The following is a 3,655-nucleotide window of genomic DNA, read 5'->3' as shown; positions in this document are numbered from 1 at the left end:
TTGAGTTAATACAATTAATCTATAACATTTATTATATCATTTAATTCCTATTATTGCCTAATTTCATCTATCTTACTTCTATAATATAAGCACTTGTTTGAGGTGGTATACTCATAGTCATCGCATTGGAATGATAAGCCACTACTAAATCTCCAATTTTTAAATCTTCAACACGAATTTCATTACATTCTCCATCTGATATCAAAGTTGTATCACTGTATACTAGTCTTGTATAAGTATAAATATCTCTAGGATTCATGGCTATAGTAATAAATTTATATTGATTATTAGGAGTATCTAATATTTCCACAATTCTTCCTATCTTGCATGAGCAACATTTCATAACACTCAACCTCCTATTTATTTTATTACTATACTATATCCATTTTAATTTTATTTGTTAACCAAATGAAATATCCTATAAAATAAGATGTTTTTATTAGTACTAAAATAATCAAAGTATATTAAAATATATTTAATATATAAATCTTAATAGGGAGAATTTAATTATGACAATACATATAAGGCAAGAAAAAAACGAGGATATTGATATAATATACAATTTAGTAAAAAAATCATTTGAAAATGCAGAGCACTCGGATGGAACTGAACAAGACTTAGTTAACAGACTTAGAAAATCTAAAAGTTTTATTCCTGAACTTTCATTAGTAGCTACTGATGGCAATAGTATAATCGGCCATATATTATTTACAAAAATATTAATAGAAAACAATAATAAAAAAACTGAATCACTAGCCCTAGCTCCTCTTGCAGTATTACCAGAATATCAAAACAAAGGCGTAGGAAGTAAATTAGTTAAAGAAGGATTAAAAATTGCAAAAGAATTGGGATATAAGTCTGTTATAGTTCTTGGTAGTGAAAAATATTATCCTCGTTTTGGGTTTATAAAAGCTAAAAACTTTGAAATAATTCCACCTTTTGAAGTTCCAAGTGAAAACTTTATGGCAATAGAACTTGAAAAAGACTCTCTTAAAAATGTAAGTGGAACTGTAATTTACTCAAAAGAATTTTTTGAAAACTAATGCGTAATTCAGAAATCTATAATAAAATAAGCCTCTAATTAAAGAGGCTTATTCCTTAAAAACTATATAGCTCTAGTATATTCTTTTAACCAAGCTGCTTCCTCTTCTGTTAAGAATGGACTTAAAGTACCAAATACATGTTTGTGATATGTATTTAAATATTCTTTTTCATCATCTTTCATAAGAGTTGCATCTATAGCATCTAAATCTATTGGAGCTATTGTAAGAGGTTCGAATTCCATGAATTGTCCAAATTCATTTTTGACACCTTTTTTACAAAGCATTTCATTTTCAATTCTTATACCATGAGAACCTGCTTTATAGAATCCTGGCTCATTAGTAGTTATCATACCTTCTTCTAATGTTGCTGAATTTCTATTGTCACATCTTACACCATTTGGTCCTTCATGAACATTTAATACATGTCCTACACCATGTCCTGTACCATGGTTGTAGTTAAGGCCTTGCTCCCATAGTATTCCTCTTGCTAAAATATCTAAATAATATCCATTAACACCATATAAGAATTTAGCTTGAGATAATCTTACCATCGCTCTGCAAACAGATGTGAAGTGAGATTTTTCTTCTTCAGTAATATTTCCAAGGGCGAAAGTTCTTGTTATATCAGTAGTACCATCGAAGTATTGTCCACCAGAGTCTAATAAGAATAATCCTTCTGGTTGTAAAGTTTTATTACTTTCTTCTGTAGCACTGTAGTGAACTATAGCACCATTCTCTTTATATCCAGCTATACTTGCAAAACTTGGTTCTATAAAATTACCTTGTTCTTTTCTAAGCTGAGTTAATTTTTCAGCTGCACTTATTTCAGTTATTTCTATTTTACCTATATTATTTTTTAACCAATACATGAATTTTGTAACAGCAACACCATCTCTAATATGAGCATTTCTAGTGTTTTCTATTTCAACTTCATTTTTTTGTGCTTTAAATATGGTAGTAGGATTTATAGCACTTACTACTTTAACACCTTCTGGTATATTTTTTAATATAGTATAACTAATTTTATTATTATCAACTAAAACAACTTCTTCTTTTTCTATTGTTTTAACGAACTCATCTATTTCAAAGTATCCTTTTACTTCAACTACTTCTCCAGCAAAACTGTTTAATATATCTTCATTTAATTTATTTTCATCAACAAATAAAGTCGCTTTTTCTAAAGTAACTACTGCATAAGAAAGTACAACTGGATTGTAAGCTACATCTCCACCTCTTATATTAAATAACCAAGCTATATCATCTAAGCTTGTTAATATATGAGTAGTTGCACCAATAGCTTTCATAGCTTCCCTAACTTTAGCTATTTTACTTTTGAAGTCTTCTCCACTATATTTAACATCTAATAAAAATGCTTTTGCATCAGATAAAGCTGGTCTATTTTCCCAAACTTCATCTAATAAATCACCTTCATAAGATATAGTTACATCTTTTTTAGCTAAGTTTTCTTCTAAGTCTTTACCCATTAAAGCACTTATAGCTCTTCCATCAAATCCTATTTTAGATCCTGCTGGAACTTCTTTCTCTATATATTCAAATGTAGTTGGAACTCCTTCTTGCCCCATTTTATAAAGTTCAACACAAGTTCCTGCTAATTCTTTATCAGCTTGTAAGAAATATCTACCATCTGTCCAAAGTATAGCTTTCTCTTCTGTTATAACAACAGTACCAGCTGAACCTGTAAATCCAGATATAAATTGTCTACCTTTGAAAAACTCTCCAACATACTCACTTTGATGATAATCTGCTGATGGAATTATGTAGGCAAAAATACCTCTTTCTTTCATAACTTTTCTTAATTTTGAAATTCTATCGTTAATCATATTAAACCACCTCTAAAATTTAAATTCTTTAAGTTTATTATTTAACTTAGCATATACTTTTTTCATATAGGGTTCATTACTAATACTAACTGCTTCATCCAATTCAAACCAATTAACACCACTATTTTCATCCTCTTTAATATATGTTATATCGTTTTCATCAGCACAAAGTAAATAAGTAACATTTAAATGTATATGTGATGACACATATTTTCCTTTTTTCATATGGCCATTTACGCCCATAACTTCCAGAGAAAAAATTTCACTAGATAAAGGTTCAATATTCTTAAGACCAGTTTCTTCTTTAGCTTCTTTTAAAGAAACATAAAGTAAATCCTCATCTCCATCTGCATGTCCCCCAGCCCAAGACCATGAGCCATAAATATTATGATAAACCATGAGTACCTTACTTCTTTCCTCATTTACTATCCAACAGGAAGACGTAAAATGTCCTATCTCATTATTTCTAGTAAGTACATTAGGAAATAAATCCATATATTTTAACATTATCTCTTTATCTTTGTTTTCTTCACAGTTATACGGTAAATAATTTTCTATTTTCTTTCTTAGATCCACCTTTACCTCCCCTTAAATAATGCCCCTATCACAAATTCTATAACACTCTATGTCTTTTATCAATAGGTCATTACCTTAATTTTAAGTTTATATGTAATATTATAATAAAACAAAAAACTTCTGCATTTTAACAGAAGTTTCTAATACATTTCTACAAACATACCCATTATATAGTGTATTAATCATGTTAACTAT

4 protein-coding genes are annotated in these 3,655 nt (G+C 28.8%); 1 reads left to right on the top strand and 3 read right to left on the bottom strand.

Going from position 1 to position 3,655, the window contains the following annotated elements; translation table 11 throughout:
- Nucleotides 1-67: 67 nt before the first annotated feature.
- Entirely contained in the window at nucleotides 68-343 is a 276-nt protein-coding gene (locus J7G74_RS10610; protein ID WP_297135066.1) for a hypothetical protein, read from the bottom strand.
- A gap of 166 nt (nucleotides 344-509) precedes the next feature.
- Between J7G74_RS10610 and J7G74_RS10605 the strand changes: the two genes are divergently transcribed.
- On the top strand, nucleotides 510-1,043 hold the full coding sequence (locus tag J7G74_RS10605) for a GNAT family N-acetyltransferase (RefSeq protein ID WP_297135064.1): 534 nt from the start codon (nucleotides 510-512) through the stop codon (nucleotides 1,041-1,043).
- A gap of 62 nt (nucleotides 1,044-1,105) precedes the next feature.
- Here J7G74_RS10605 and J7G74_RS10600 read toward each other — a convergent pair whose 3' ends face one another.
- Nucleotides 1,106-2,884: an aminopeptidase P family protein gene (locus J7G74_RS10600; protein ID WP_297135062.1), complete on the bottom strand. Its 1,779-nt coding sequence runs from the start codon at nucleotides 2,882-2,884 to the stop codon at nucleotides 1,106-1,108.
- Between the two features lie 12 nt (nucleotides 2,885-2,896).
- Nucleotides 2,897-3,460, bottom strand: coding sequence for an NUDIX hydrolase (locus tag J7G74_RS10595; RefSeq protein WP_297135060.1), 564 nt, complete (start codon nucleotides 3,458-3,460; stop codon nucleotides 2,897-2,899).
- Nucleotides 3,461-3,655 lie beyond the last annotated feature (195 nt).

Source organism: Terrisporobacter sp. (assembly GCF_017888745.1).
GTDB lineage: Bacteria > Bacillota > Clostridia > Peptostreptococcales > Peptostreptococcaceae > Terrisporobacter.
Note: the sequence above shows the minus strand (reverse complement) of the source record. Positions and strands in the feature narration are given on the sequence as shown.